Source organism: Methylobacterium sp. E-066 (assembly GCF_022829635.1).
Lineage (GTDB): Bacteria > Pseudomonadota > Alphaproteobacteria > Rhizobiales > Beijerinckiaceae > Methylobacterium.
The window spans coordinates 25,200-51,052 of the sequence record NZ_JAKSYO010000079.1; the positions used below are offsets into that span (position 1 = coordinate 25,200).

At 70.4% G+C, this 25,853-nt stretch carries 23 protein-coding genes; 3 read left to right on the forward strand and 20 right to left on the reverse strand.

What is annotated here, in order from left to right:
- Positions 1 to 3 precede the first annotated feature (3 nt).
- On the forward strand, positions 4 to 1,257 hold the full coding sequence (locus tag MKL20_RS08790; RefSeq protein WP_244036360.1) for a cytochrome P450: 1,254 nt from the start codon (positions 4 to 6) through the stop codon (positions 1,255 to 1,257).
- 420 nt (positions 1,258 to 1,677) lie between these two features.
- Here the strand turns inward: MKL20_RS08790 and MKL20_RS08795 are convergent, their stop codons facing one another.
- The 4 genes from MKL20_RS08795 to gntA form a co-directional block, all read right to left on the reverse strand.
- The gene (locus tag MKL20_RS08795) at positions 1,678 to 2,061 is read right to left on the reverse strand and encodes a VOC family protein (protein ID WP_244036361.1); all 384 of its coding nucleotides are present in this window, start codon (positions 2,059 to 2,061) and stop codon (positions 1,678 to 1,680) included.
- A 108-nt stretch (positions 2,062 to 2,169) separates the two neighbouring features.
- Positions 2,170 to 3,909: a methyl-accepting chemotaxis protein gene (locus MKL20_RS08800; RefSeq protein ID WP_244036362.1), complete on the reverse strand. Its 1,740-nt coding sequence runs from the start codon at positions 3,907 to 3,909 to the stop codon at positions 2,170 to 2,172.
- A 302-nt stretch (positions 3,910 to 4,211) separates the two neighbouring features.
- Entirely contained in the window at positions 4,212 to 4,808 is a 597-nt protein-coding gene (locus MKL20_RS08805; RefSeq protein ID WP_244036363.1) for a DUF1989 domain-containing protein, read from the reverse strand.
- Positions 4,809 to 4,878: 70 nt separating this feature from the next.
- On the reverse strand, positions 4,879 to 5,637 hold the full coding sequence (gene gntA / locus MKL20_RS08810) for a guanitoxin biosynthesis heme-dependent pre-guanitoxin N-hydroxylase GntA (RefSeq protein WP_243965925.1): 759 nt from the start codon (positions 5,635 to 5,637) through the stop codon (positions 4,879 to 4,881).
- A gap of 464 nt (positions 5,638 to 6,101) precedes the next feature.
- Between gntA and MKL20_RS08815 the strand changes: the two genes are divergently transcribed.
- Positions 6,102 to 6,572 (forward strand): carboxymuconolactone decarboxylase family protein, encoded by a 471-nt coding sequence (locus tag MKL20_RS08815; protein ID WP_244036364.1) that lies wholly within the window; start codon positions 6,102 to 6,104, stop codon positions 6,570 to 6,572.
- A 9-nt stretch (positions 6,573 to 6,581) separates the two neighbouring features.
- Here the strand turns inward: MKL20_RS08815 and MKL20_RS08820 are convergent, their stop codons facing one another.
- Positions 6,582 to 7,364, reverse strand: a complete 783-nt coding sequence (locus tag MKL20_RS08820) for a gamma-glutamyl-gamma-aminobutyrate hydrolase family protein (RefSeq protein ID WP_244036365.1) — start codon at positions 7,362 to 7,364, stop codon at positions 6,582 to 6,584.
- A gap of 200 nt (positions 7,365 to 7,564) precedes the next feature.
- Positions 7,565 to 8,470, reverse strand: a complete 906-nt coding sequence (bchO, locus tag MKL20_RS08825; protein WP_244036366.1) for an alpha/beta fold hydrolase BchO — start codon at positions 8,468 to 8,470, stop codon at positions 7,565 to 7,567.
- A 207-nt stretch (positions 8,471 to 8,677) separates the two neighbouring features.
- On the opposite strand from bchO, the gene MKL20_RS08830 reads away from it, so the two are divergent.
- A complete protein-coding gene (locus MKL20_RS08830; RefSeq protein ID WP_244036367.1) occupies positions 8,678 to 8,824 on the forward strand; it encodes a hypothetical protein in 147 nt (48 codons plus the stop codon).
- 39 nt (positions 8,825 to 8,863) lie between these two features.
- Here the strand turns inward: MKL20_RS08830 and MKL20_RS08835 are convergent, their stop codons facing one another.
- From MKL20_RS08835 to bchB, 14 genes are all read right to left on the reverse strand, one after another.
- The gene (locus MKL20_RS08835; protein ID WP_244036368.1) at positions 8,864 to 10,642 is read right to left on the reverse strand and encodes a magnesium chelatase subunit D; all 1,779 of its coding nucleotides are present in this window, start codon (positions 10,640 to 10,642) and stop codon (positions 8,864 to 8,866) included.
- A 77-nt stretch (positions 10,643 to 10,719) separates the two neighbouring features.
- Positions 10,720 to 11,736: a magnesium chelatase ATPase subunit I gene (bchI, locus tag MKL20_RS08840; RefSeq protein ID WP_244036369.1), complete on the reverse strand. Its 1,017-nt coding sequence runs from the start codon at positions 11,734 to 11,736 to the stop codon at positions 10,720 to 10,722.
- A gap of 176 nt (positions 11,737 to 11,912) precedes the next feature.
- On the reverse strand, positions 11,913 to 13,130 hold the full coding sequence (gene hemA, locus MKL20_RS08845; protein WP_243965916.1) for a 5-aminolevulinate synthase: 1,218 nt from the start codon (positions 13,128 to 13,130) through the stop codon (positions 11,913 to 11,915).
- A 111-nt stretch (positions 13,131 to 13,241) separates the two neighbouring features.
- Entirely contained in the window at positions 13,242 to 14,036 is a 795-nt protein-coding gene (puhE, locus tag MKL20_RS08850; protein ID WP_244036370.1) for a putative photosynthetic complex assembly protein PuhE, read from the reverse strand.
- 1 nt (position 14,037) lies between these two features.
- The gene (gene acsF / locus MKL20_RS08855) at positions 14,038 to 15,126 is read right to left on the reverse strand and encodes a magnesium-protoporphyrin IX monomethyl ester (oxidative) cyclase (RefSeq protein ID WP_243965914.1); all 1,089 of its coding nucleotides are present in this window, start codon (positions 15,124 to 15,126) and stop codon (positions 14,038 to 14,040) included.
- Positions 15,123 to 15,419, reverse strand: a complete 297-nt coding sequence (locus tag MKL20_RS08860; RefSeq protein WP_244036371.1) for a hypothetical protein — start codon at positions 15,417 to 15,419, stop codon at positions 15,123 to 15,125. The genes acsF and MKL20_RS08860 overlap by 4 nt, the downstream gene beginning before the upstream one ends.
- Positions 15,419 to 15,898 (reverse strand): photosynthetic complex assembly protein PuhC, encoded by a 480-nt coding sequence (gene puhC, locus MKL20_RS08865; RefSeq protein ID WP_244036372.1) that lies wholly within the window; start codon positions 15,896 to 15,898, stop codon positions 15,419 to 15,421. The genes MKL20_RS08860 and puhC overlap by 1 nt, the downstream gene beginning before the upstream one ends.
- Before the next feature lie 11 nt (positions 15,899 to 15,909).
- A complete protein-coding gene (gene puhB / locus MKL20_RS08870; protein WP_244036373.1) occupies positions 15,910 to 16,566 on the reverse strand; it encodes a photosynthetic complex putative assembly protein PuhB in 657 nt (218 codons plus the stop codon).
- Positions 16,563 to 17,342, reverse strand: coding sequence for a photosynthetic reaction center subunit H (puhA, locus tag MKL20_RS08875; RefSeq protein ID WP_243965907.1), 780 nt, complete (start codon positions 17,340 to 17,342; stop codon positions 16,563 to 16,565). Before puhA ends, puhB begins: the two co-directional genes overlap by 4 nt.
- Before the next feature lie 18 nt (positions 17,343 to 17,360).
- Entirely contained in the window at positions 17,361 to 18,788 is a 1,428-nt protein-coding gene (locus MKL20_RS08880) for a BCD family MFS transporter (RefSeq protein WP_243965906.1), read from the reverse strand.
- A complete protein-coding gene (bchM, locus tag MKL20_RS08885; protein WP_244036374.1) occupies positions 18,785 to 19,648 on the reverse strand; it encodes a magnesium protoporphyrin IX methyltransferase in 864 nt (287 codons plus the stop codon). The genes MKL20_RS08880 and bchM overlap by 4 nt, the downstream gene beginning before the upstream one ends.
- The gene (gene bchL, locus MKL20_RS08890) at positions 19,648 to 20,541 is read right to left on the reverse strand and encodes a ferredoxin:protochlorophyllide reductase (ATP-dependent) iron-sulfur ATP-binding protein (protein ID WP_243965903.1); all 894 of its coding nucleotides are present in this window, start codon (positions 20,539 to 20,541) and stop codon (positions 19,648 to 19,650) included. Before bchL ends, bchM begins: the two co-directional genes overlap by 1 nt.
- Positions 20,538 to 24,266 (reverse strand): magnesium chelatase subunit H, encoded by a 3,729-nt coding sequence (locus MKL20_RS08895; RefSeq protein ID WP_244036375.1) that lies wholly within the window; start codon positions 24,264 to 24,266, stop codon positions 20,538 to 20,540. Before MKL20_RS08895 ends, bchL begins: the two co-directional genes overlap by 4 nt.
- Positions 24,256 to 25,851 (reverse strand): ferredoxin:protochlorophyllide reductase (ATP-dependent) subunit B, encoded by a 1,596-nt coding sequence (gene bchB, locus MKL20_RS08900; protein WP_244036376.1) that lies wholly within the window; start codon positions 25,849 to 25,851, stop codon positions 24,256 to 24,258. Before bchB ends, MKL20_RS08895 begins: the two co-directional genes overlap by 11 nt.
- Positions 25,852 to 25,853: the final 2 nt, after the last annotated feature.

A 25,853-nucleotide genomic window follows, 5' to 3' on the forward strand; every position in this document is an offset into this window, starting at 1 on the left:
CCCATGCCTGACGCCACCCTCCTCGACCAGGTCAAGGATTTCGCCAACCGGGCGGACCCCTATCCGATCTACGCCAAGCTGCGGAAGAATCCGGTCTCGCGCCAGGACGACGGGACCGAATCCGGGACCTGGGTCGCCGCGACACACGGCACGATCGCGAGCCTGCTGCAGGATCCGCGGGTCAGCTCCGAGACCCTGCCCCCGGCCGACCGGCCCCGCACCGGCAATCCCCTCACCGACCTGATCGTCAAACCGCTCAAGGACTGGATGATGGACCGGCACCGGGTCTTCATCTTCCGGGATCCGCCGGACCACGACGTCCTGCGCGCGTCCGTGATGCACCAGTTCTCCCGCGCGCGGATCCAGGCGATGCGGACCCGGTCCGAGCGGCTGGTGGCCGACCTGCTCGACGAGAAGCGTGATGCCCGGGAGATCGACGCCGTCGACGACCTCGCCTACCCGCTCCCCGTGACGGTGATCTGCGAGCTGTTCGGCGTGCCCCGGGAGGACGAGCCAAAATTCCACGGCTGGGCGACCCAGCTCGCCACGGCGCTCGAACCCGACAGCCTGTCCGACACCGAGATCCGCGCCGCGAACAGCCGGACCTTCGACGCGATCGGCGGCTACATGGCCGACCTGATCAAGGAGAAGCGCCGGCACCCGCAGGACGACATGCTCTCGGGCCTCGCCAACGAGGCGACGCCGGAGGGCGCGAAGATGGGCGATTACGACTTGGTCGCCACCTCGATCCTGATGCTGGTGGCCGGCCACGAGACCACCGTGAATCTGATCACCAACGGGCTGCTGACGCTGCTGCGCCACCCCGACGAGCTGGAGCGCCTGCGCCAGGATCCCGGCCGTGCCCCTCGGCTGATCGAGGAATTGCTGCGCTACGAGCCGCCCGTGCAGTTCCGGACCCGGAAGACGCTGTCTTCCATCGACATCGCCGGTGTCACGATCCCCGAAGGCGCCGACCTCGTCCTGCTGCTCGCTTCCGGCAACCGCGACGCCGCCATGTTCCCGGATCCCGACCGCTTCGACCCGGACCGCACCGGCACCCGCCATCTCGGCTTCGGCGGCAGCCTGCATTACTGCGTCGGGGCACCGCTCGCTCGGTTCGAGGCCGAGGCGGCGCTCACGGCGCTCGCCCGCCGGCTCAAGGCCCCCCGGCTGATCGAAGACCCGCCGCCCTACCGGTCCGGAGCCGCCCTGCGCGGGCCGGAGCACCTGCGGGTGGCGATCGACGGGATTGTTTGAGTCCTATTGGGAGGGTGCCGATCGAAGTTGAACTGCGTGCACGTTCCCTCAGCCCAGAGAGGATACGGTCTTCACGCATAGCGTTCAGGCCGGTGCGCATCCTGAAAGGACGCTCAATCCAGAGCGCGCGCCCTCCCTCCCCCGCAGAGCTACGATGTTCACACATCGGCTTGCGAAGGCTGCCACGCGCCCCCTCTCCCGTGCGGGAGAGGGTTGGGGTGAGGGACCAGGTCTGTCCGGAAAGCGCGCATCCCTCACCCTGTCCCTCTCCCGCACGGGAGAGGGGACCCGCGCCACTTCCGGGGATGTGGGAATCCGATAGCCCGCAGAGGGGGAAGGGAGAGGCGCGTGCTCACGCAGCCGTTGGCATCTTCCGTGCAAGCCGGGAGAGGCCCGTAAAGGCCTCGTTGCGCCCGTCCCTCAGATGGTAATCTCGATCGGCGTTCCGTCCGGCATGGCGATCACTGCTTCGTAGAAACCATCGCCGGTGCGGCGCGCCGGCGACGTGAGGCAGCCATCCGTGGCGCAGCGGGCCGCGAGGGCGTCGACGGCCTCGACGCTGCCGAGGGCGATCGCCACATGCGCCCAGCCGACGCGCTCGTCGTGCGTCCCGTCCGCGACCCAGGGCGCGGTCATCAGTTCGATCTGCGCGCCGTCCCCGGGCAGGGTGACGAACCGGGACACGAATCCCTTCTGCCGCTGGCTGTGGTACGGCGCGCCGATCTCGGCATCGAAATAGCGCCGCCAGAAGGCTGAGGCCGTATCCAGGTCGTGGGTCCACAGGGCGACATGGGCGAAGCGCATCGGGCCGGTCCCTTGCGAGCGTGAGCCTTCCGAAACCCGCACGGTCGCCGACCCGGCCCGGTGCCGTCTACCACCCCAAAGTTGATGCGCCCCGTCCGGTCCGCTCTCTCATGCGGCTTTGACCGCGGCCAGGAACGTGGTCACCTCCTGGCCCAGCCCCGAGGCGTAGCGCGCCAGGTCCTGCGCGGCGCTCAGCACCTGGCCTGCGGCCGCGCCGGTCTCGCCGGCGGCCTGGCGCACCTCGATGATGTCCTCGCTGACCGCCTGCGTCCCCTGCGCCGCCTGGGCGACGTTCCGGACGATCTCGCTCGTGGCCGCGCCCTGCTGTTCCATGGCCGCGGCCACGCTCAGGGCGACCGTGCGCATCGCGTCGATCGTGCCGCCGATCGTCTGGATCGACTCAACGGCGTTCCGGGTCTCACCCTGGATGGCGGCGATCTGGCCGGCGATCGTGTCGGTGGCCTTGGCGGTCTGCGCCGCCAGGGCCTTCACCTCCCCGGCGACCACGGCGAAGCCCCTGCCGGCCTCGCCGGCCCGGGCGGCCTCGATGGTCGCGTTGAGGGCGAGCAGGTTGGTCTGCCCGGCGATGCCGGCGATCAGGCCCATCACTTCGCTGATCTGGTCCGTCCCTCGGGACAGGACCTGCATCAGTTCGTTGGTGCGGGCCGCGTCCACGCTCGCCCGGTCGGCCATCGTGGAGGATTGAGCGACGCGGGACGCGATCTCCTGGATCGAGGCGGACATCTCCTCGCTGGCGGCGGCCACGGTCTGGACGTTGGCCGAAGTCTGCTCGGAACTCGCAGCGACCCGCCCGGACTGGTCGGTGGTGCGCGCGGCGGTCCGCGTCATCTCCCGGGCGGTGGCTTCCATCTCCACGGCGGCCGAAGAGAGGCTCTGCGTCAGCGCGCCGACATGCGCGTCGAACCGGCCGGTGAGTTCGTCCAGCGCCTGGGCCCGGCGCATCTTGGCGGCGGTCTCGGCGGCGGCGACCACCTCGGCTTCCCGCTTGGCGATCAGCGCGTCCTTGAACACCTGCACGGCCCGCGCCATCGCGCCGACCTCGTCGCCATGCTGCTGATCGGCGACCGGTACCGCGAGGTCGCCGCCGGCGAGCGCCCGCATCGCCTCGGTCAGGCGCACGATCGGCCGCGACAGGCCGTTGCCGATGAGCAGGAGCAGGGCCAGGACGGGGATCACTAGGCCCGCGGCCCAGAGGGCGTTGGTGAGGGCACGGTGGCGCACGGCCGCGTGGACATCGTCCCGGTAGAGGCCGGCGGCGAGGATCCAGCCCCAGGGCTTGTACACTTGCACGCTCACGACCTTCTCGACCGGCTCGGTCCCGCCGGCGCGCGGCTTCATGTAGTCGACGAAGCCGGAGCCGTCGCGCTTGGCCACCTCGACGATCTCGGCGAAGTAGCGCTTCCCGCCCGGCATGTCGGTCTGGTCCAGAACCACCTTGCCGACATTCTTGGCGTTGAACGCGTTGGCGATCAGCCGGCCTTCCGTGTCGAGGACGAAGAAGTAATCCGCCTCTCCGAATCGCAGCGCGCTGACAGCCTCGAGGGCGGCCTTCTGAGCCTGATCGACCGGCATCCGGCCCGAGGAGGCCAGCGCCGCGTAATGGACCAGCAGGCTCTGTGCGACGTCGGCGAGGTTCTTGGTCATGAGCGCGCGGTCTTCGAGCGCCGAGGACCTTGTGTCGACGTAGTTCAGGCCGGTGAGGGCGCCGACCGCCGCCAGAACCAGGGCCATCACCGCCGCCAGCTTGTGGCTCAGCCTGACGTTGGAGAGGCTCCACCGGGGCGCGGAATGGCCCCCGGGCGAGCGGTCGGTCTGCGAGCGTGTCATCGGGGCACCGGGAAGGAGACGGGCAGGCCGTCGAGAGCTGTCAGCGTCGAGCGCGCTGCCGCATGCGGCGACTCGTACGCCCCGGCGCTGTTCCACGGCGACGTTTAAACACAAGATTGGTAAACGCAAACTACACGCCGATCGTCAGCAACAGATTTTTGACGGGTCTCAGCGGGAACGTGTCTTGCGATGCCTATTCGGAAGTCATCCCGTGCGAAGATTAGGTTGTTCTTGGATGCGCTCAGCCAAAAAATACAAAATTCAGCGCTATCTTATCGGCGGCGTCAGCTATGAGAGATGGGCTAAGCTTCGATCCGATAGTGGATCGGCTTGAAGCTGCCGTTGTTCGACTGCAGCGCCGAGCAGGCGGTCAGGCCGATGATGAGGTCGGTCTCCGCGGTGAACACGATCCGGTCGCCGGCCCGACTCAGCGGCGGCTCGACCGTCAGCGCCCCGGTGATGCCGTCGATCGGCACGTTCATGAAGCAGTTGAACGCCACCGGGATCGCGTCCGGCGCGATGCCGTAGGGCGCGAGCGCCGCCGCCAGATTGCCGAAGCAGCCGCGATGCGGGTCCGTGTCGCCGTAGATGATCCGGAACGTGTCGGCCGAGCACGGCGTCAGCAAGAAATCGTGGCGCCCGACCGTGTCCTCGACGATGCGCAGCAGCACGTTCGAGCGGTTGGAGTAGAGCGGGTCGCCGGTGGTCAGGTAGATCCGGCTGGCATAGTCGAGGGTCCGCCCGGACGAGATCACCTCGGCCGTATCGTGGCGGTTATAGGCGACGAGGTCGGCCACCTGCTCGCCGCGCGGGTCGATCACCGTCAGGCGCTGCCCCCGGTCGAGGGTGAAGGCGACGCCTGAGCGCGGCTCGATCTGCTGCACGTCGGCCCGGTCCATGATGTCTCCGCTCCCGTTTCGGTCCGGCTGGAAACGCGGCAGGGGCCGCCGCGATCCAGCGGCGGTTGTCTCAGGCGCCGTTCGTCGGGAAGATGGGATCGAGCGGCGAAGCCAGCGGATGCCAGTCGTCGGTGGCCGGCGTCGCCGGAGCCGCAGGCCGGCCCTGCATCGGACAGCGCCACTCCTCGCCGACCACGCGGCCGCTGTACTGGCGGGCCTCGGAGGTCTCGCCGTGGCGCGCCAGCATCGGATTGAGACTGCCGGCCAGGGCCTCGTCGCGCTCGAGGATCGAGGCGCGCAGCTTCTCGTAGCGGCCCTCGGCGCGCAGGCGCTCGAACTGGGCGTGCAGGTTGAACACCAGCACCGGCGAGGAGAATTGCCGCGCGGGCCGGCTCGCGTTCGGGTGCAGCCCGACCACGAAGAACGCCTCGCCGCCGAAGCTCAGTGAGAAATGCGGGTTGTCGGGATCATCCGCGACGCGCGCATCGTGCGGTTGGCCGAGCCAGGCATCCTTGTCGGTGAGCGATTGCGCCCGCGCCCAGAGGTTCTGCTCGAACGCCTCCTCCGAGAGGTCGCCGGGTCCCTCGAACACGACGGCGAAGCTCTGGAACAGGTCGGGGGTCTCCCGGTAGCGCGCCACGAAGGCGAGCAGGGCCGGGTAGATCCGCATGTCGTCCCAGCCCGAGGTGATGTCCCGGGCCACGACGATCTTCATGCGCCCCCGCGACAGGGCCGACTTGGCGCCGACGCAGGGAAAGGGGGGATTCCGGATGAAGTCGCGAAAGGCCTGGGCGCGCGGATGCTCTTGGTCGTCGCGGGGAAACTGCATGCGGTCGATGGCTCAAGATCTGCGCAGGTGTGCCTCAGGAGGAGGCAACCGCTGTTCGGGACTCGGGCAACCCCCCTTCCAAGGATGCTGTTCCCGGCTGCGACAGGTCGTCCGGGGAAAAGGTGAATCGCGCAGCGTCGCGACAAGAATCGTCGCCGCGTTCGGAAGACCTGCCCCAATGTTCACCGTCCGTCCGAACATAGATTAAGGTCGGTAAGACTCGGCGGGTGCGCTCACGAATGCTGCGAGACCGGGCTCGTGACTTCGCCGGACGATTCGCCACCGCGATCCAGTTCGGTGGCAACCGCCGAAGCGCGCCGCTGCGGCGGCTGGAGACTCATCGAAGTCTGGCGCTAAGAATTTCCCGTCCCGACGCTTATGATCGGTGGGATCGGCAACCCGCGTAGAGGCCTAGCGTCGCCGATCGCCCAGGATTGAGCCTGCATCGGGCGGGGAGAACTTCCATGACGCAGAGATTGGATTATCAGGTCATCTCACCGGCGGGTATCAAATCCCTCGGCGGTGTCTACGCTTACGTGGCACAATGCGGCCTGCCCGCATCGTTGATTGAGTTGGTCTATCTGCGCATTTCGCAAATAAACAACTGCGCCTACTGTCTCGACATGCACACCCGTACCCTCATCGAGAAGGGCGAGACACCGCAAAAGCTGGCGCTCGTCCAGGCCTGGGCCGAAGCCGGACCGGTCTTCACCGCACGCGAGACAGCGGCCCTCGCCTGGGCCGAGACCGTGACGCGCGTGGCTCAGACCAACGTGCCCGACAGCGCCTACGAGGCTGCTCGGTCTGTGTTCGACGAGAAGGAACTGGTCGATCTGACGATCGCGATCAGCCTGATGAACGCCTACAATCGCATGGCGATCAGCTTCCGGAATACGCCCCAGGAAAGCCGGGTACGCCAAGCCTCCGCCGGGTGATGGTCCAGTTCAGCGCCAGCTGCCCGCCTCGGCATGCCGTCGCGCCGCTGCGGCCCCGAACGCCTCGAACAGCGCCCGGTTGATCGGGTTCGTCGCGGCGTCGTGCTCCGGGTGCCATTGCACGCCCAGGGCGAAGCCCGGCGCATCGGCGATGCGGATCGCCTCGATCGTGTCGTCCTCGGCGATGCCCTCGATCACGATGCGGGCGCCCGGCTCCAGGATGCCCTGGCCGTGGAGGGAGTTCACCCGGATCGTCTCGCACCCGAGCAGCCGGGCGAAGGCGCCGCCCGGCGTCAGGCGGACCGCGTGGCGCTCCGCGAACACCACCTCGATGTCCGGGTGGATCTCGCCGTTCTCGAGCCGCGGCATGCGGTGGTTGAGGCGACCGGGTATGTCGCGGATCTCCGGGTGCAGGCTGCCGCCGAAGGCGACGTTCATCTCCTGGAAGCCGCGGCAGATGCCGAACAGCGGCACGCCCCGCGCCACGCAGGCCTCGATCAGCGGCAGCGCCACCGCGTCGCGGGCTTCGTCGTAGGGCTCGTGCGCCGGGTGCGGCTCGGTCCGGAAGTGGGTCGGATGGACGTTGGCGCGCCCGCCCGTGAGCAGCACGCCGTCCACCACGTCGAGCAGGTCGCCGAGATCGGTGACCGCCGGACAGCCGGCGAACATCAGCGGCAGGGCGCCGGCCACCTCCGCCAGCGCGCGGAGGTTGTTCTCGCCGACGATCTGGGCCGTGAACCGGTTGTCGAGCAGGCGCGCGTTTCCGACGACGCCGATCACGGGTCTCGCCATCGTCCCGACAACTCCTCGTTCCGGCTTCGCCGCAGGTCCCGCACCTTGCGGTTGGCACTAGAGCCGTTCCCGATCGCGTTGCAATCGGGCTCGACTCTCAGCCCTTGATGTGACGCGCTCGCTGACGCCGAACCGGTATCCACTTCGGCGGCAAGCGCTCTACGACCCAGGCAAAGCCGGCGCCAGTCCCGCCGGGCGCGTCAGGCTTCGAGGATGCCGAGGGTTCGGGCCTCCTCGAACAGCACCTCGGCGACGCGCTCGGGCGCTTCTTCGTGGGCGAGATGGCCGAGCCCCCGGATCAGGGCGACCCGGGCGTCGGGCAGGCGGTCGCGCAGGGTGAAGGCGGTGTCCGGCAGGATCGCCCGGTCGTAGCCGCCGACGATCAGCAGGGTGCGGGTCGTCAAGCCCGGCAGGGCCCGGTGCAGCCCGGCGAGGTCCCAGTTCGCCATCATGCCGAGCGCCCCGCGGACATGGCCGGCCCGGGCGAACAGCCGCCGGTAGAGATCGACGCCCTGCGGATCGAGGCGCGAGCCGGTCCCCTCGATCAGTCGCTTGGCCGCCGACCGGTCCGCCGTCCAGGCGAAGATCCTCGGGGTGAACGGGTTGAGGAACAGCAGCCGGGCCATGCCGGGGAACAGCAGGCTCGCCGCCCCCGGCAGCGGCGCCAGCGCGCCGTTGAAGGCCGCCAGCAGCCGCGGGGCAATCGCGCCGTCGAGGCACATCCGCGCCAGCACCGCCGCCCCGGCCGAGTGACCGGCGGCCACGATCGGCGAGCGCCCGAGCGCCGCCACGAGGCCCGCTACGGCCCGGGCCATGCCGGGCAGCGACAGGTCGGCATCCGCCAGGGGATCGGTGAAGCCGTGGCCCGGCAGGTCCGGGGCGATCACGAAGAAGTTTTGGGCCAGGAGCGGCGCCAGCCCGCGCCAGGAATGGGTCGCGGCCCCGGTCCCATGCAGGAGCAGGAGCACCGGCGCCTCGGGCCGGCCGAATTCCTGGACATGCCAGCGCAGGCCCGCCGCCTCCACGAAGCGGCTCGCCTCCCGGTGCGGCCAATCCCGGCCCTCGACCGCCCAGTCGGGCCGGTCCGCGTCGCGCGGGCTCAGCACCGGCTTGCATCCTGCGGTGCACCAAATCGGGGGGCGGGCCACGCGCCTGCGCTATCGTGCCGGGTTGGAAGTATTTCGTAAGACATTGAGAATGCATGCGGAAACCGCATGCCACCGCTGCCGCAGACCGGATTGCTGCGACGCAACAATGGGGGCATCACAGGGGCGAACGCAGGCACCGCGCATCTCTCACCGTTGGAACCGGCCATGATCGTCTTCACCTCCTCGACCCATCACTTCGCCGGCTCGACCGCGGGCCGCTGGAATTTCCGCGGCCTGTTCCGCGAGATGTTGAACGCCTGGATGTCCCACAACCAGCGCGTCGCCGATCTCGGCGCCGGCTACCACCTCTGATCCGCAACACGGTCGGCTCCGCCCGGCCCCTTACCAAGCTCAGAGCGCGGCCCGCACCGCCGCGCTGAGCAGGCCGGCATCGGCCCGGGGCAGTACGAGGTAACGGGCGGCCATCGCGTCGGCGACCGCGCGGGCGCCTTCGCCACGGGCGCCGGTATCGATCACCAGGGCCGGCATCCCGGCCGCCCTGAGCGCGCGAGCCGCCTGCAGGGCCTCCGCGCCGGCCCGGGCCCGGCCGCCCTCCCCCGAGCGCGCGACGTTGGCGCGCCCATCCGTCAGCAGCACGATCACCGGCCGGCTGCCGCTCCGGCGCACGCCGAGGGCCACGCTCAGCGCCGCGTCGATCCCGGCCGCCAGCGGCGTCCCGCCCCCGCCCGGCAGGCCCGAGAGGCCGCGCTTCGCCCGGGTCAGCGAGCGGGTCGGCGGCAGGACCAGCTCCGCACCCGCCCCGCGGAACGCCACGAGCGCCACCCGGTCGCGCCGGACATAAGCCTCGGCCAGCAGCAGCTCGACCGCGCCCTTGGCCTCGGCCAGCCGCTCCAGGGCAGCCGAGCCCGAGGCGTCGACGCAGAACACCGTGGTGGTCTCGGTCCGCTGCCGCAGGATCCGGATCCGCAGATCGTCCCGGCGGACCACGATCGGGCGGGTTTCGCCGGCCGCGCGCCGCAGGGCCTGCCAGGGGGCCGCCGCGCGGAGGGTCGCCAGCAGGTCGAGGCGCCCGCGCCGCGGGTCGCCCCGCCGGCTGCCGATCGGGCGGCCGGTGCGCGCCGCCGCCGGCTGGCCGACCCGCCCGGCCTTCGCGGCCGAGAGGCGCACGCCCCCCGCCAGCAACTGATCGAGCAGCTTGGCGGGAATCGCTGCCCGCACCGACTCCAGCACGCGATCCTGCGCCGCGTCGGCCGGGGCCGGATCCGTTGTGTCCTCCGGGGGGCCATCCTCCGCGGGCGGCGGGGGCGGCGCCTCGGCCTCCTCCGGCATCGCCTCCTCCGGTACGGGCAGACGCGTGGCGCGCGGGGCCAGGACCAGGCGGGCGGCTGCCGTGATCGCGTCCGTGCCGACCGGCTCCTCCGCCGCCAGCGTCCGCGCCACCCGTCCCGCCAGGATCGGCCCGCGTAAGGACGCGACGCCGAGCGCCTCCGCCAGCCGGCACAGCGTGCCGAGCGGGTCGGCCTCCGGGTCGCCCGGATCAATGTCTGTCGCGACGGCAGGCGTGTCGCATTCCGCGACCCCAAGCCCGGTCAGGTCGATCCGGAAGGCGAGGCGGTCGGCCAGGGCGTCGGCGACGGTCTCGTCGCCCTCGCCCTCGTCGAGCAGCACGAGGCCGAAGCGCGCCGGGCTTTCCGAGGCGGTGCCGGTGTCGAGGGCACCCGCCAGGCGCGCCGCGATGCCGGGGGGCAGCCGCTCGGCCATAGGCACGACGATCAACCCACCATTGGCCTGCGCGAGCAATCCCGCCCGCGCCACCGGCCGGCCGGCCGCCAGGGTCGCAGCGAGGTCGAGGCCGCCCAGCAGGCTGTCGTCGCCGATCCCCGGCGGCAGCCGCCGCCAGGGCGTCCCCGGGGGAAGCATCGCCCGCAGGGTATCAAGCCAGCGCTCCCGCACCGGCCCTGGCCCGGCCCGCAACACCGCGCCGCCGAAGCCGTGCGGGTCGGTGGCGAGGAGGCGGGCGGCGCGCAGGGCGTCGGGCCAGATGTTTTGAGGCGCTTCCGCCTTCCCTCCCCCCTCTGCGGGGGAGGGTGGCCCTCGCGTCAGCGAGGGTCGGGAGAGGGGCAGCGCGACGGCAGCGGGTTTCGCACCCGACGCGCCTCTTCCGGACATGGCGCTCCCCTCTCCCCCCCTGCTGCGCAGGGTACCCTCCCCCGCAGAGGGGGGAGGGAGAGGTTGCGCCGACCCCGTCACGAAAACACCTCCGCCAGCGCCCGCTCGACCCGGGCGGTCGAGCCGGATTCGTCCAGCGGGTTGCGGCGCAGGCGGTGGCGCAGGGCGGCCGGGGCGACCCGGCGGATGTGGTCGTCCGTGACCGATTCGGCGCCGTCGAGGGCTGCCAGCGCCCGGGCGGTGCGCATCAGGGTCAGCTCGCCGCGCAGGCCGTCGGTGCCGAGCGCCAGGCAGAGCTGCGCCGCGCGCTCCAGCGCCGAATCCGGCACGTTCAGATGCGGCAGGCGCTCCCGGGCCAGCAGGATTGTCTTTCGGATCGCGGTCTCGTCACCTGCGCGGGCGGCGCAGAACCCCTCCGGGTCGCGCTCGTAGGCGTCGCGGGCGCGCACCACCGCGATCCGCGTGGCGATGTCCTGCGGGGTCGTGACCTCGCAGGCCAGCCCGAACCGGTCGAGGAGTTGCGGGCGCAGCTCCCCCTCCTCCGGGTTGCCGGAGCCGACCAGGACGAATTTTGCGGGGTGGCGCAAGCTGAGGCCCTCCCGCTCGACGGTGTTGACCCCGGAGGCCGCGACATCGAGCAAGAGATCGACCAGGTGGTCCTCGAGGAGATTCACTTCGTCAATATACAAAAAACCGCGATTGGCCCGGGCGAGCAGCCCCGGCTCGAACGCCTTCACGCCGGCCCCGAGCGCCCGCTCCAGGTCGAGGGTGCCGACCACCCGGTCCTCGGTGGCTCCGAGCGGCAGATCCACCACCGGCACCGGTTTTTTTTCGGACTTCCTCCGCGTGCCCGGCAGGCTCGCGCAGTGCGGGCAGCTCTCCGCCGGGCTGTCGGGGTCGCAATTGTACGGGCAGCCGACCACCGCCCGCATCGGCGGCAGCAGGGCGGCCAGCGCCCGGATCGCGGTGGATTTCCCCGTGCCCCGGTCGCCGAACACCAGCACGCCGCCGATGGACGGATCCACCGCGGCGATCAGCAGCGCCTGGCGCATCTCGTCCTGCGCGACGATGGCCGAGAAGGGGAAGGTTGGCACGCGCTGACTCGATGCTGCGAGGGGGCTTCCAATCCACCCCCTCATCCTGAGGTGCCGAAGCGCAGCGGAGGCCTCGAAGGAGGCCTCCAGGGATCGCGCGGCCGGTTGGAGGGCTCCTTCGAGGCCCGCTGACGCGGGCACCTCAGGATGCGGGAGCGGGTGGGAGAAGGGAACCCCTACTCCGCCGCCTTCTGCCGGAGCCCGATCCGCGCCCAGATCGTGGAGAGCGCCCCGACCAGATGCGCGATGTCCTTGTCCGTGTGCAGCGGCGAGGGGGTGATCCGCAGCCGCTCGGTGCCGCGGGCCACGGTCGGGTAGTTAATCGGCTGCACGTAGATGCCGAACTCGTCGAGCAGGGTGTCGGAGATCGCCTTACACAGCACCGGATCGCAGACCATCACCGGCACGATGTGGCTGTCGTTGGGCATCACCGGGATGTCGGCGGCTTCCAGCGCCTGGCGGACCTTGGCGACGCGCTCCTGATGGCGGGCGCGCTCGGTGCCGCTGACCTTCAGGTGGCGGATCGAGGCCGCGGCGCCCGCCGCCACCGCGGGGGGCAGCGAGGTGGTGAAGATGAAGCCCGAGGCGAAGCTGCGCACGAAGTCGCAGAGCTTCTCCGAGGCCGTGATGTAGCCGCCATGGACCGCAAAAGCCTTGCCGAGCGTGCCCTCGATCACGTCGAGGCGGTGGGCGACGCCGTCGCGCTCCGAAATGCCGCCGCCGCGGGCGCCGTAGAGGCCGACCGCGTGGACCTCGTCGAGATAGGTGAGCGCCCCGTGGGCCTCGGCCACGTCGCAGATCTCGCCGATCGGGGCGATGTCACCATCCATCGAATACACGGATTCGAACGCGACCAGCTTCGGCCGGGCCGGATCGACCAAAGCGAGCTTCCGGTTCAGGTCCTCCGGGTCGTTATGACGGAAGATGTGGCGCTCGGCCCGGGAGAACCGGATGCCCTCGATCATCGAGGCGTGGTTCTCGGAATCGGAGAACACCGCGCAGTTCGGCAGCCGCGAGGCCAGGGTCCCGAGCGCCGCCCAGTTCGAGACGTAGCCGGAGGTGAACAGCAGCGCCGCTTCCTTGCCGTGGAGGTCGGCGAGCTCGCGCTCCAGCAGCACGTGGTAGTGGTTGGTGCCGGAGATGTTGCGGGTGCCCCCGGCTCCGGCGCCGCAGCGGTCGATCGCCTCGTGCATCGCCCCGGTGACGGAGGCGTGCTGGCCCATGCCGAGATAGTCGTTGGAGCACCAGACCGTGACCGGGCGCGTGCCCGACGGGTGGTGATGCGTGGCGTGCGGGAAGTTGCCGGAATGGCGCTCGAGGTCGGTGAAGACCCGGTAGCGTCCCTCGCGGTGGAGACCGGCGATCTCGGCTCCGAAGAAGGTCTCGTAGTCCATGTCGCCTCTCCCCGATTGGTTCGCGGGTTGTCCCCGCCTGTGAGGTTCGTCCTTCGCACGAGACCAGTTCCAAAGTGGTGCGCGCGCGAAATCCCGCTGTGATGGTCGGATCTAGCCGTTGTCCCCCGGCCGCGCCGCGCCGTCCGGATTGCGCGTCGGCAGGCTCCACCGCCACAGCTCGGCCGAGGGCAGCGGCAACATCAGGAACCAATGTTCGAGCGTCGCCAGCGCCATCAGGGTCGCCAGGATTGTGAAGCCGATCAGCTCGTGCGCTAGCAGATCCGGGCTGAGCGCCGCCCGCCCGAGCAGGCCTGCCGCGATGGTCCCGAGGCTGACCGAGACCGGGAACAGCAGGTTCATCGGTTTTCGCGAGAGGTAGCAGGCCAGGTAGCCCAGATGCTCGGGCAGGAACTCGGCGTGCAGGTTGCGCACCCCGAGGAACAGGTTGAGTCGCGCCGACAGGTTCATCACCACCAGGGCGCCGTAGGTCCACAGGGCGATGGTGTTGGCCCCGCCCCAGACCAGCGCCAGGATCACCAGGCCGCCGATCACGATGGCGAATTCGTGCCACAGGCTGGTGGCGAGCGCCGCCAGGAACCGGTCGAGGCCGCGCAGGCCCGGCGCGCAGGCGGCCGGCTTCGGGCCCGACAGGAAGCCCATGTAATAGCTCATCTCCTGCCAGCCCCAGACGACCAGGGCCGCCGTGAACGCCGTGTAGGCCCCCGTCGCGCTGGTATCCTGGCTGCTGGTGCGGATCGCCACCAGCGCGCCAGCGAGCAGCAGCGTCGCGCCGGCCATGCTCCACGGATGGGTGCGCCGCGGGGCGTGGTCGAGCAGCAGGATCAGCCCGGTGGAGAACCACCAGAGCACCAGGGCATAGACGACCGGGGCGGCGTAGGTCGCCATCCTACCAGACCGGCTGGAGGCGGATATCGGCCGGCAGGGCGTTCGCCTTGACCGGCAGAAAGTAGAGCCGGACAAAGGTGGCGGCCGCGCGCAGCACCTGGATGCCGTGCTTGAGCTTGCCCAGGACGCCGCCCTGGGCCCGGGCCTCGGCGATCGCCCGGGAGCAGGCGAGCAGGGTCTCCAGCCCGGCGTGGAACTTCGGGTTGTCGAGGTCGAGCTCCAGCGGGAAGGTCTGCCGCGAGATCTCGGAGGTGATGCGGAACACCGTGTAATCGTAGTCGGTGGGATCGACCCCGAGCGCGGCGTGGAAGGCCGGGCGGTGATGGTCGCGCACGTACATCGTGGCGAACACCGCCAGCAGGAAGAACCGGATCCAGTAGCGATTGATGCCGCTGGTCAGCTTCGGGTTGGCGCGCATCAGCAGCGCGAACGCCTCGCCGTGGCGGAACTCGTCGTTGCACCACAGCTCGAACCACTTGAAGATCGGGTGGATGCGCCGCTCCGGGTGCTTCTCCAGCTCCCGGAAGATCGTGATGTAGCGGGCGTAGCCGATCTTCTCCGATAGGTACGTCGCGTAGAAGATGAATTTCGGCCGGAAGAACGTGTATTTTTTGGACTTGGTGAGGAAGCCGAGGTCCACACCGATGCCGAAATCCTTGAGCGTGTCGTTGATGAAGCCGGCGTGGCGCGCCTCGTCGCGGCTCATGAAGCCGAACAGCTCCTTGATGTCCTTGTTCTTCGCGCGTTTTCTCATCTCTGCGTAGAGCACGCAGCCGGAGAACTCGGCGGTGATCGAAGACACCAGAAAGTCCAAAAACTCCTTCCGCAGCTCGGGCTCCATCTGCGACAGGTCGCAATCGAAGTCGGCGTTGCGAGTGAAGTGGCGCTTGTTCGGGTCGGCGCGCAACTCGGCGATGAGCAGGTCCCAATCCCGGCGCACCGGCTCGACGTTGGTGCGGTCGAGCTCGTCGAAATCGGTGGTGTAGAAGCGCGGGCTCAGGAAGGTCGTCTCCTGGGCGGCCTTGGTCGATTCGTTGACCGGCGTTTTCGGAACCGGCTGGCCGGAGAGCGGCGGGACGGGAGCGTTCACAGCTTCCTCCTCTCGGAAAAACTGACTTCGTAGAGTTCGGTCAGTTCGAGATGGGCGACGAGCTTGGTCCAAACCCGCTCCAGCGGGCCGGCCCGGGTGACGGTGGCGGTGCGGCGGACGGTGAGCCGCTCGCCATAGGGTACGGAGGTCGGGGCGTCGTGGACCTGGACTTCGTCGCCGGGCTCGATCTCGAAGCCGGAATCGAGGGTGACGTGCGCGTGCAAACTCTCGGGCGTCTGCTCGATCTCGATCGTGCAGGGCACGGTGACGGTGCGGCTCCCGAACAGGCCCATCAGCGCGTCTCCGTGCTGGCGGGGACAGCGAGCAGCCGGGCGAAGGCCCCGGCGTTGGTCGGGCCGAACGCTTCGAGCGGCACCCGGCGGCCGGTGGCGTCATCGGCCAGCGCGAGGCGGCCGTCATCGTAGCGGGTCAGGCTGAACGGCTGCTCCGGGCCGAGGCCGTCGCGCTGGCGGGCCTGTGCCAGACCACGCAGGGTCCCGCGCAGAAAACCGTCCTCGCCGGGCCGGATCCAGGCGACGATCTGCCGGTCGGCAGCGTTGCGCAGGGCGATCGAGCCGTCGACCTGGTCCTCGGCGCGGAATTCGAGCCGCGTGACCGGCTTGGCCGGCGGCAGGGCGATCATGCCGATGCCCTCGCTGCGCCCGACCAGGACGGCCAGCATGGTGAAGCCCATCAGCGCGCCGGCGCCGATCATCAGCAGGGCCGGTGCCGGTCCTGCGGATCGGCCGACGCTCTCCGCCCGCTCGCCCATCGCGCCTCTCCCTATTCGGCCGCGACGAGGCGGCCGGGATTGTCTTGGACCGCCCGCGGACGCGGGACGATCATGGGCCGCACCGTCTGCGACGCCTCGGCATGGGCCTCGATCGCCCGCGCCAGCAGCGTCGCCACCGCCTCCGCATTAGGTACGGAACGCAGCATGGGCTCGGTCCGGGCGAGACGCCAGGGCCGGGCATGCGGCCACAGCTGAAGGTAGGCGATACGCAGGCCCGGCCGCAACCGGAGCGGCAGATCTCCGCTCCCGTCCGTGAAGGCACGCAACGCCGCACCCTCGACCTGCGCGAAGGGTACGTTGTGGGTCACCGGCAGGGCGATGCCGGCATGCAGGACGATCCGGCGGTCGGTGATCGTGTAGACCGCGGTGCGGTGGCTGAGCCACGCGAACAGCCAGAGCAGGGCGAGGCCGACCCCGCCGACCAGCAGGGTCAGGCCGACGGTGGTGAGCGCCGCCGCTGGCGAGCCGGCCGTGAGCCCGAAGGCCAGGGCGCAGGCGGCGAACCAGGCGGCGACCAGGCGGGCATGATAGGCGCGGACCCAGAGGCCCCCGGTGGTCGGCGCCCCCTGCCACAGGATGCGCTCGTTCGCCGGCAGCGGGCCGGGCAGACCCCGCAGGGTGCCCTCGGGGAGGAAATCGCCGCTCATAGCAGGGGCTCCGCCCGGGCCGGGGTGGCGTAGAGGGTGCCGGCGCCGAAATAGGCCATGATCCGCTCCTCCTCCAGGAAGGTGACGCTGTCGGGATCCCGGGTCGCCGGGATGTCGGCGAACTGGGCGGCGAGCAGGGCCTCGGACTTCACCGTCTTGGTGAAGCCGCCGGCCCGGCAGAAGGTGGACGGCATCAGCCGGCGGCCGCCCGTGGGCAATTCGACCTCGTAGTAGCGGATCAGCGACTCGCCGCGGTCGATCCAGACATCGCTGACGACGCCCGCCACCCCGTTATCGGTGCCGAACACGGTCATGCCGATCGGGTTCGGGCCGGCCTCGTGGATGACGAAGGCCTTGGCGACCCGCAGAGGCACGATCCGGTACTCGTCGTCCCAGGTCTTGTCGTGCACGTCGTGCCGGACCACCCAGGAGCCCGGGCCGACGCCGGCCTGAAGCGACGTGTCGGTCCGCTCGTAGGGGGCGCCCGGCCAGGGCTCGACCTTGCGGGCCGGGATGCCGGTCTCGATGTCGTCGCGGCCCTGCACCGCCTGCGGCGCGTAGGTGGTCTCGCCGCCCGGCAGGTGGAACGCCTTGGACCGTGGGATCAGGACCGGGTCCGGCGCCTTGCGGCGGCCGACGATCTCGTTCTCCAGTGGGTAGCCCTCGCGCCGGTCCTCCCGGCGCAGCCAGAACACCAGCCCGGCGAAGAAGATGAAGAAGGCGTAGAGCACGACCTGGGCGACGTCGACGTAACCCGTAATGGCGCCGGTTGGCATGGCTGTCCTCCCCGAGTCTCAGGCCGCCCGTTCGGCAAGAGTGCCGCCGAGCCGATTTTTCCCTGCTGCACGCGCGTCCTCCCGCACCAGCGGTCCCAGGGCGATCAGGGCCGCGAACAGGAGGGCGATCTCGATGTGGTAGACGATCAGGTAGCCGATCGCGGGCTCGTTCATGCCCTCGCCGAGCACCCCCGATTGGGCGATAGCGCCTCCGATGTCGCGCACCACGCCGCTGGCGGCGATCGAGATCCCCGCGGCGCTGGCCTGGACGGCGCCCCAGGCGCCGAGCGCCAGCCCGGTATCCTCGGGACCGGCCCGGTTCATCGAGGCGGTGAGCGTGCCGTGGGCGAACAGGCCGCCGCCCAATCCGATCAGGCTGACGCCCACCGCGAACAGGTCGGCCGAGGCGAGCGGCGCGGCGAAGACCACCGCCGAGAAGGCCAGGATGCCGATGCCGACGCCGACGGCCGAGACCCGGAACGGGTCGCCGCCGCGCCCGAGCCAGCGGGCGGCGATCAGCAGGCCGAGCCCGCCCCCGGCGGCGAGGAGCGCCGTCAGCGCCGTGGTCGCCCCGACCGAGAGGTGCAGGATCTGGCCGCCATAGGGCTCGAGCAGGATGTCCTGCATCGAGAACCCGGCGGTGCCGAGCCCGATCGCCACGAGGCGGCGGCGCGCAGTGCCCTGCCCGGCATAGTCGCGCCAGGAGGCGCGGAAGTCCCGCGCCGGGGCGGCCCGGCTCCGGTTCGGGTCGCGCGGCTCCTGCTTCCACAGGGCGATCCCGTTGAGCACGATGGTGACGAGCGCCGCGCCCTGGATCACTTGGATCAGCCGCACGGGTGAGAAATGCGCGAGGAACAGCCCGAACAGCAGGGCGCTCGCCATCATGCCGAACAGCAGGGCGACGCAGAGCAGCGCCACCACCTTCGGCCGGGCATGCGCGGGGGCGAGGTCGGTGGCGAGCGCGAGACCGACGGTCTGGGTGGTGTGCAGCCCGGCCCCGACCAGCAGGAACGCGAACGCCGCCGCCACATCCCCGACCCAGAGCGGGCCGGTGGTATCGCCCGACAGGATCAGCAGCGCGAACGGCATGATCGCCAGGCCGCCGAACTGGAGCAGGGTGCCGAACCAGATATACGGCACCCGCCGCCAGCCGAGCACCGAGCGGTGCGTGTCCGACCGGAACCCGACCAGGGCCCGCAACGGCGCGAAGATCAGCGGCAGGGCCAGCATCACCGCGACGATCCAGGCCGGGACGCCAAGCTCGACGATCATCACCCGGTTCAGGGTGCCGATCAGCAGCACCGCCGCCATGCCGACGGTCACTTGGAACAGAGCGAGCCGCAGCAGCCGGCCGAGCGGCAGCTCGACGGTGGCGGCATCCGCGAAGGGCAGGATCGCCGGGCCGAGGCGCATCAGGGCTTTGGTCAGGGCGCGGCCGGATCTCATGCGGCGGTCCCCCCCGTCCCGTCTATCCCCCTCATCCTGAGGTGCGGCGCAGCAGCCTCGAAGGAGCCCTCCAGGGATCGCGCAGCTGGCTGGAGGCCTCCTTCGAGGCCTCCGCTGCACTCCGGCACTTCAGGATGAGGGCGTGGTTGGGAGGCGCGGGCGGCGCGTGTCATCGCGATCGCGTTCGACAGGTAGAAGCCGCTGTTGATCCGATGGCTCTGCGCCCAGGTAAATCCGTCAAGCGCCGGTTCGGCAGCGATCCGGCGCCTGAGGCCACCCTCGGTCACCGGCACGATCGCCGGCGAGCGGTCTCCGCGGGGAAAGAACTGTCCAGCCGCGTGCATCACGGTCAGCAGGGCCGTGCGTGGCGCCACGGTGAACAGCACCGAGCCGTCTGTGCGGGCGCCCAGGACCGCGAGCGCCCGGACGATGTCGGCGGCGCGGTAATGGATCAGCGAATCCATCGCGACCACGTGGTCGAAGCGGCCGAGGCCGGGGTCGAGCATGTCGCCGACGCGGAAGTCGATCCGGCCGGGGCCGGGGATCGCTGGCAGCCGTTCCTGGGCCAGACCCACCAGGGTCGGCGAGACGTCGATGGCGACCACCTCGGCGCCGCGCCGTGCGGCTTCGACGCTGAGCGCCCCGGTGCCGCAGCCGGCGTCCAACAGGCGCAGGCCGGTCATGTCGGCGGGGAGCCAGGACAGCAGCGTCCCGCGCATCGCGTCCCGGCCGGCCCGCACGGTGGCGCGGATCCGGCTCACCGGCGCGTCGGAGGTCAGCCGCGACCAGGCCTCGACCGCGGTGCGGTCGAAGTAGGTGGTCAGTTCACCCCTGCGGGTGTCGTAGCTCGCGCCCGCCATCAATCGAATCCCAAAAATTCGAACAGGTCGCGGTCCTTCATCGGGATGGCCTCGCAAGGCTCCCCGCCGGCCCAGAGTGTCTCGGCGAGCCGCATGTACTCGGCCGTCACCGCGTCGAGTTCGGGGGAGGAGTCCATCTCGAACAGCGTCGACTTCTTGAGCCGCGAGCGGCGGACAATGTCGAGATCGGGGAAATGGGCTAGCCGCTTCAGGCCGACCGCATCGTTGAACCGGTCGATCTCGTCGGTCTTGGCGGAGCGGTTCGCGATGACGCCGCCGAGCCGCACCGGGTAGTTCTTGGCCTTGGCGTGGATCGCCGCCACGATCCGGTTCATTGCGAAGATCGAATCGAAGTCGTTGGCGGTGACGATCAGCGCCCGGTCGGCATGCTGGAGCGGCGAGGCGAAGCCGCCGCAGACCACGTCGCCGAGTACGTCGAACACGACGACGTCGGTATCCTCCAGGAGGTGGTGCTCCTTCAGGAGCTTCACCGTCTGGCCGACCACGTAGCCCCCGCAGCCGGTGCCCGCGGGCGGGCCGCCGGCCTCGACGCACATGACGCCGTTGTAGCCCTCGACTACGAAGTCCTCGACGCGCAGCTCCTCCGAGTGGAAGTTCACGGCTTCGAGGGCGTCGATCACCGTGGGGGCGAGGCGCTTGGTCAGCGTGAAGGTCGAGTCGTGCTTGGGGTCGCAGCCGATCTGCAGCACCCGCTTGCCGAGCTTCGAGAACGCCACCGACAGGTTCGACGAGGTCGTCGACTTGCCGATGCCGCCCTTGCCGTAGACCGCGAACACCTTCGCGGTCTCGATCTTCAGGTCCGGGTCGAGATCGACCTGCACGCTGCCTTCTTCCTTCCGGGCAACGACCGGGTTGCGAATGGCGATGTTCATGCGGCGACTCCTGTGGTGACGCCTTCGAGACGATCTTCCAGTTCCTCCTCGGCCCGATCGAGGGCGTCCCGCATCGCTGCGTCGGGGGTCCAGAAGCCGCGCTTGTGAGCCTCGATCAGCCGTTGGGCGACCTTGGCGGAGGCGGTGGGGTTGAGGGAGGCCATGCGCTCACGCATGGCCGGGTCGAGCACGTAGGTCTCGGTGATCCGCTCGTAGATCCAGGGCTGGACCGCGTTGGCGGTGGCCGACCAGCCGACCGTGTTGGTCAGGTGGGATTCGATCTGGCGCACGCCCTCGTAGCCGTGGCCGAGCAGGCTCTCGTACCATTTCGGGTTGAGCATGCGGGTGCGCGTCTCCAGTGCCACCTGCTCCTCCAGGGAGCGCACGCGGCCCTCGCCGCGGGTCTGGTCGCTGATGTAGATCGGCACCGCCGCGCCGCGGGCCTTCGCCACCGCCCGGCCCATGCCGCCGAGCCCGTCGAAGTAATGGTCCACCGAGGTGACGCCGACCTCGACCGAGTCGAGGTTCTGGTAGGCCATGTCCACGGAGGCGAGCACCGCCTGCATCAACGCCCGCTGCGGCGCCGGCTTGCCCGTGCGGCCATACGCGAAGCTCTTGCGGCGCGAGAAGGTCTCGCACAGCTCAGCATCGTCGTCCCACGCCCCGGAATCGACCAACTGGTTGACGTTGGCGCCGTAGGCCCCCTCGGCGTTGGAGAAGACCCGCAGCGCCGCGGTTTCCAGATCGCAGCCCTGCTCGGCCTGGATCGCCAGGGCGTGCTTCCGGACGAAATTTTTGTCTAATGGCTCGTCGGCTGTGGCGGCGAGGAAGGATGCTTCCGCGAGGAGCTTGGTCTGCAGGGGCAGCAGATCCCGAAAGATGCCTGAGAGGGTGACGACCGCGTCGATCCGCGGGCGGCCGAGGGTGTCCAGCGGGATCAGCTCGGCGCCGCTGAGCCGGCCGTAGCCGTCGAAGCGTGGGGTAGCACCGATCAGGGCCAGCGCCTGGGCGATCGGGCCGCCCTCGCTCTTGAGGTTGTCGGTGCCCCACAGGACCAGGGCGACGCTCTCCGGGCAGGGTTTCCCGTCCGCGGCGAAGCGCTCGAGAATGCGCTCGACCTGCCGGGCGCCGTCGGCCACCGCGAAGGCGGAGGGCAGGCGGTACGGATCGAAGCCGTGGATGTTGCGCCCGGTCGGAAGGATCGCGGGGTTGCGCAGCAGGTCGCCCCCGGCCACCGGCGGGATGAACCGGCCGTCGAGCGCCCGCAGCAGGGCCGGGAGCTCGTGGTCCCGCGCCAGCAAGCTGTCGGTCTGGGCGAGGACCGCGAAGGCGGCGCGGGTCTCGGGATCTGCGGACAGACCCGAGACCGCGAAGGCCGCCTCGGCGCTCTTCCCCGCGACGAGGGCTTCGATGGCGGCGCGGTCGGGCTTCAGCCCGTGCGAGGCCTCGGCCAGCGCGAGCAGCAGGTCGATCCGTTCCTCCGCCGGCACGCCTTCGCCGACCACGTGCAGCCCGTGCGGGATCAGGGTCTGCTCCAGCTCCTGCACGGCGGCCCAGAGATCCGCGACCCGGGCGCCGAGATCGCCGGTCCAGGCCGGCTCGGCCGGCACGAGATCGACGGCGGCGCCCTGCTCCTGGATCAGCCTGGCGAGGGTTTCGCGTTCCGCGACCGCTTCGAGATCGAGCCCGCGCCAGCGCTCCATGGAGCTCTTCAGGTCGAGCAGGCCGCGATAGAGCCCGGCGGTGGCCAGACTCGGGGTCAGGTAGCTCACCAGCGTCGCGGCGGAGCGGCGCTTGGCCAGCGTCCCCTCGGACGGGTTGTTGGCGGCGTAGAGGTAGATGTTGGGGAGCGCCCCGATCATCCGCTCCGGCCAGCACGCCTCGGACAGGCCGGTCTGCTTGCCAGGCATGAATTCGAGCGCCCCGTGGGTGCCGAAATGCAGCACGGCGTCGGCGGCAAAATCCTCGCGCAGGTAGCGGTAGAAGGCCGAGAATGCGTGGGTCGGCGCGAAGCCGCGCTCGAACAGCAGCCGCATCGGGTCGCCCTCGTAGCCGAAGGCCGGCTGGACGCCCACGAAGACGTTGCCGAACTGCGCGCCGAGCACGAACAGGTCGGAGCCGTTGGTCTGGTGGCGGCCGGGCGCGGGACCCCATTGGGTCTCGATCTCGGCGAGGTATCGTTCGCGCCGGACATGGTCCTCGGCCCGGATTCGGGCATGGACGTTGGCCTGGGTCCCGTAGCGCTTGGCGTTGCCGTCCAGGATTTTTTCCCGCAGGACGTCGACGCTCTCCGGGATCTCCACGGCGTAGCCCTCCGCCCGCAGACCCTTCAGGGTGTTGAGCAGTGAGGCGTAGACCGACAGGAACGCCGCCGTGCCGGTGGCGCCGGCATTGGGCGGGAAGTTGAACAGAACCACGGCGAGCTTGCGCTCGGCCTTCGGGGTGCGGCGCAGGGAGACGAGGCGCTCGACCCGCTCGGCCAGCCGCGCGACCCGCTCGGGATGGGCGCGCATGTCCCGGGCATTGTCGCTGCCCGAGGCCGAGGAGCGGCCGCCGAACACCATCGGGGCGGTGGCGCCGTCGAGTTCGGGGATCGCGACCATCATGGTCGCCTCGACTGGCGACAGGCCGCGCTCGCCCGATTCCCATTGCTCGATCGTCTGGAATTCCAGCGCCTGCGCGGCGAGGTAGGGCACGTCGAGCTGCGCCAGCATCGCCTCTGCGGCGGCGGCGTCGTTGTAGGCCGGGCCACCGACCAGCGAGAAGCCGGTGAGCGACACCAGGGCATCGATCCGGGCGCGGCCATCCCGCATGAAGAAGGCGTCCACGGCCGGACGGTTGTCGAGGCCGCTGGCGAAGGCCGGCACCACGTCGAGGCCCTTGGCCTCCAGGGCGGCGATCACCCCGTCGTAATGGGCGGTGTTGCCGGCCAGCACGTAGCTGCGCATCAGCAGCAGCCCGACCCGGCCCTTCGCACCCGTGGAGCGCGGCAGCCGGGACGGATCCTGGCCGATCCGGCCGGGCAGGCGCGGGTGGTAGAGGCCGGTCTCGGGATAATCGAGGGGCGCCGGCGCGGCCGGTCCCTCGCGCCACACCGCGCGGGTGCCGGCGGCGTAGCGGTGCACCAGGAAGCGGACCAGGGCGGCGACGTTCTCGTCCGAGCCGGCCAGCCAGTATTGCAGGGTCAGGAAATAGGCGCGCACGTCCTGCGCCGAGCCCGGGATGAAGCGCAGGATCTTCGGCAGCTTGCGCACCAGGGCCATCTGCCGGCCGGCATTGCCCTGCTGGCCGGGCTTGCCGCGCAGCTTCTTCAGGAAATCGAGGGCGCTGCGCTTGTCGCCGCTCATGTCGAAGCGGCCGAGCTTGGTCGTCTTCACCACCTCGCTCGCCGACATGCAGCCGACCATCGCGTCGCAGGCGTCGCGCCGGGCCGCGAGCGCCGGCAGGATCGCCCGGACATGCTCGTCCATGAACAGCATGGCCGAGAGCACGATGTCGGCCTGCGCGATGTCGCTCCGGCAGGCGTCGAGCGCCGACGCGTCGGTGTCCCACTCGGCCGCGGCGTGGAAGTCGAGCACCAGCCCCGGCATCTCGGAGCGCAGGCGCAGGCGCGCCCGCTCCACCGCGCTCGCCAAGTGGTTGTCGAGCGTGACGATGACGACGCGGATCGGCGGGCGGCGCGTCGAGCCGGCCTCGCGTCCGGGGGAGAGCGCTCTAGCGGCCATAATGCGCCTTGGCGTCGTAGAGGGTTTCGAGGGTGATGAGCGGCAGCCGCCGCTCACGGGCGAACTTCTCCGTGTTGCTGCGCGCTTTGCCGCGTACGAAGAACGGGATCTTCTTCAGTTCCTTCTCGGCCTCGGGCGCCCAGGGCGCGGCCGTGATCACGACGTCCTCGTCCAGGAGGTTCGGAGCGGCCGCCGGCGCCGGATCGGCCGCTTGCGCGACCTCGGGGGCCTCCGCCGTGGAGACCGCGCGCGGATTGCCGCCGAGATGCGACGGCCCGACGCCGTCGTGGAATTCGGGGTCCTCCCGGAACATGCCCAGCAGGTGCTCTTCGAGGCCCATCATCAGCGGGTGGACCAGGGTGTCGAACAGGACGTTGGCGCCCTCGAAACCCATCTGCGGGGCGTAGCGGGCCGGGAAATCCTGGACGTGGACCGGGGCGGAGATCACCGCGCAGGGGATGCCCAGCCGCTTGGCGACGTGGCGCTCCATCTGGGTGCCGAGGACCAGTTCGGGGGCGGCGGCGCGGATCGCGGCCTCGACGTCGAGATAGTCATCGGTGACCAGGGCCTCGATGCCGTGCTCGGCAGCCTCGGCCCGGACCTCGCGGGCGAATTCGCGGCTGTAGGTTCCGAGGCCGACGACGGTGAAGCCCAGTTCCCGCGCCGCCATCCGGGCGATGCCGATCGCGTGAGTCGCGTCGCCGAACACGAAGACGCGCTTGGCCGTCAGGTAGGTCGAATCGACCGAGCGCGAATACCAGGGCAGGCGCGAGCCGGGGCCGTCGAGGAACGACGCCGGATCGATACCGGCCAGAGCCGCGACCTCGGCGACGAAGCGGCGCGTCGCGCCGACCCCGAGCGGGACTTCCCGCGTGAATGGCTGCCCGAAACTTTTCTTGAGATACTCGGCCGCGCTGCGGGCCGTCTCAGGATAGAGCACGACGTTGAAGTCGGCATCCTTGAGCCGGCCGAGATCGGCCGGGCTGGCGCCGAGCGGCGCGACGACGTTCACGTCGATCCCGAGGCTGTCGAGCAGCCGGCGGATCTCGATCAGGTCGTCCCGGTGGCGGAAGCCCAGAGCCGTCGGGCCCAGGATGTTGCAGGTCGGGCGCCGGCCCGGCTCCGGTGCGGGCCGCGGTGCAGGGGCTCCGGCGAGCGCCCGGACCAGGCGATAAAACGTCTCGGACGCGCCCCAGTTTTCCTTCTTCTGATAGGCGGGCAGCTCCAGCGGGATCACCGGGATCGGCAGGTCGAGGGCCTTGGCGAGCCCGCCCGGATCGTCCTGGATCAGCTCGGCGGTGCAGGAGGCCCCGACGATCATCGCCTGCGGCTGGAAGCGCGCGTAGGCGGCGGCCACCGAGGTCTTGAACAGCTCGGCAGTGTCGCGGCCGAGATCCTGCGCCCGGAAGGTGGTGTATGTGACGGGCGGGCGCGCATCCCGCCGCTCGATCATCGTGAACAGCAGGTCCGCGTAGGTGTCGCCCTGCGGCGCGTGCAGCACGTAGTGCAGCCCGGTCATCGCGGTGGCGACGCGCATCGCGCCGATATGCGGGGGGCCTTCGTAGGTCCAGAGGGTGAGCTGCATCG

Excerpts from the sequence above, each read along its gene's own strand:
- MKL20_RS08790 (WP_244036360.1), top strand. The coding sequence starts at position 4 with ATGCCTGACGCCACCCTCCTCGACCAGGTCAAGGATTTCGCCAACCGG.
- MKL20_RS08795 (WP_244036361.1), bottom strand. The coding sequence starts at position 2,061 with ATGCGCTTCGCCCATGTCGCCCTGTGGACCCACGACCTGGATACGGCC.
- MKL20_RS08800 (WP_244036362.1), bottom strand. The coding sequence starts at position 3,909 with ATGACACGCTCGCAGACCGACCGCTCGCCCGGGGGCCATTCCGCGCCC.
- MKL20_RS08805 (WP_244036363.1), bottom strand. The coding sequence starts at position 4,808 with ATGGACCGGGCCGACGTGCAGCAGATCGAGCCGCGCTCAGGCGTCGCC.
- gntA (WP_243965925.1), bottom strand. The coding sequence starts at position 5,637 with ATGCAGTTTCCCCGCGACGACCAAGAGCATCCGCGCGCCCAGGCCTTT.
- MKL20_RS08815 (WP_244036364.1), top strand. The coding sequence starts at position 6,102 with ATGACGCAGAGATTGGATTATCAGGTCATCTCACCGGCGGGTATCAAA.
- MKL20_RS08820 (WP_244036365.1), bottom strand. The coding sequence starts at position 7,364 with ATGGCGAGACCCGTGATCGGCGTCGTCGGAAACGCGCGCCTGCTCGAC.
- MKL20_RS08830 (WP_244036367.1), top strand. The coding sequence starts at position 8,678 with ATGATCGTCTTCACCTCCTCGACCCATCACTTCGCCGGCTCGACCGCG.
- MKL20_RS08835 (WP_244036368.1), bottom strand. The coding sequence starts at position 10,642 with ATGTCCGGAAGAGGCGCGTCGGGTGCGAAACCCGCTGCCGTCGCGCTG.
- hemA (WP_243965916.1), bottom strand. The coding sequence starts at position 13,130 with ATGGACTACGAGACCTTCTTCGGAGCCGAGATCGCCGGTCTCCACCGC.
- puhE (WP_244036370.1), bottom strand. The coding sequence starts at position 14,036 with ATGGCGACCTACGCCGCCCCGGTCGTCTATGCCCTGGTGCTCTGGTGG.
- MKL20_RS08860 (WP_244036371.1), bottom strand. The coding sequence starts at position 15,419 with ATGGGCCTGTTCGGGAGCCGCACCGTCACCGTGCCCTGCACGATCGAG.
- puhC (WP_244036372.1), bottom strand. The coding sequence starts at position 15,898 with ATGGGCGAGCGGGCGGAGAGCGTCGGCCGATCCGCAGGACCGGCACCG.
- puhB (WP_244036373.1), bottom strand. The coding sequence starts at position 16,566 with ATGAGCGGCGATTTCCTCCCCGAGGGCACCCTGCGGGGTCTGCCCGGC.
- puhA (WP_243965907.1), bottom strand. The coding sequence starts at position 17,342 with ATGCCAACCGGCGCCATTACGGGTTACGTCGACGTCGCCCAGGTCGTG.
- MKL20_RS08880 (WP_243965906.1), bottom strand. The coding sequence starts at position 18,788 with ATGAGATCCGGCCGCGCCCTGACCAAAGCCCTGATGCGCCTCGGCCCG.
- bchM (WP_244036374.1), bottom strand. The coding sequence starts at position 19,648 with ATGGCGGGCGCGAGCTACGACACCCGCAGGGGTGAACTGACCACCTAC.
- bchL (WP_243965903.1), bottom strand. The coding sequence starts at position 20,541 with ATGAACATCGCCATTCGCAACCCGGTCGTTGCCCGGAAGGAAGAAGGC.
- MKL20_RS08895 (WP_244036375.1), bottom strand. The coding sequence starts at position 24,266 with ATGGCCGCTAGAGCGCTCTCCCCCGGACGCGAGGCCGGCTCGACGCGC.
- bchB (WP_244036376.1), bottom strand. The coding sequence starts at position 25,851 with ATGCAGCTCACCCTCTGGACCTACGAAGGCCCCCCGCATATCGGCGCG.